The 757-nt window shown below is 62.4% G+C and carries 1 protein-coding gene; it reads right to left on the bottom strand.

Translation table 11 applies throughout. The features are described from left to right. The coding region (locus ACNOHI_RS24780) for a hypothetical protein (RefSeq protein WP_420477393.1) at positions 1–264 on the bottom strand (264 nt) is incomplete at its 3' end. Positions 265–757 lie beyond the last annotated feature (493 nt).

The raw sequence follows: 757 nt of genomic DNA, 5'->3' as shown, positions 1-757 counted from the left end.
CTTCCCGTATTTGCGCAGGAATAGGAGCGTGGCGACCTCGCAAGCGTCATAGGCCGTCTTCCGATCCCACGCGCCCGTGGCATCGGATGCGCCGAAGGCCAATTCCATTGCGGCACGCAGAATTGCGGCGTCGATGCGTCGACCATGCTCAAGATGTGGGAGAAGCTGCTCAGCCGCAGCGATGATGACGCTGACGCTTTCGGGAGCGCGCACAGGCGAGAACCGGGCGGCCTCATCGGCCGCAGTCGGGAAAAGGTGGTTCATGGGGGGAGCCTCGCAGAGCGAGAAGGAGCGAGCCGGCGGCGCTCTCTCTGGGACCGGACCGGCTCAAACCCGTCCCGGCCCGACTCTCACTCTCTGCCCGATGCCTTGAAACGCTGCGGGCAGGACATTCGCTGCGTCAGGGTCGCTGCGCGTTGCGCGGCAAGAACCGCTTGTGGCGCAAGCCTCAAGAGCTGAATGGCTTGGTCAACAGGCTGCCGCTGACCTGCACTCGCGCCTTTGCTCGGGGCGCGGGTCTCGGCATACGGTTCACTAGCCCTGGCAAGACCATCGAACCGCTTCGCACAATGAAGGAGGATTTGATGGCTCAAATTCTGAAGTTTCCCACCACGAAGATCGAACCGGTAACCGTTCGCAGCGGGAGTAAGCACCGCATCAACGTCGAAGTGCTCGACGATGTTCGGCCACGACGCACGCGGTGGAGGGTTCAGTTTGAGGAAGCGGCGGGGTTTGCTGCATTGAAAGGCTTTACCGA

The sequence above is a fragment of the Noviherbaspirillum sp. ST9 genome, from assembly GCF_048799745.1.
In the GTDB taxonomy this organism is placed as follows: domain Bacteria; phylum Pseudomonadota; class Gammaproteobacteria; order Burkholderiales; family Burkholderiaceae_D; genus Noviherbaspirillum.
This window is presented reverse-complemented; position numbering and strand designations above follow the sequence as displayed.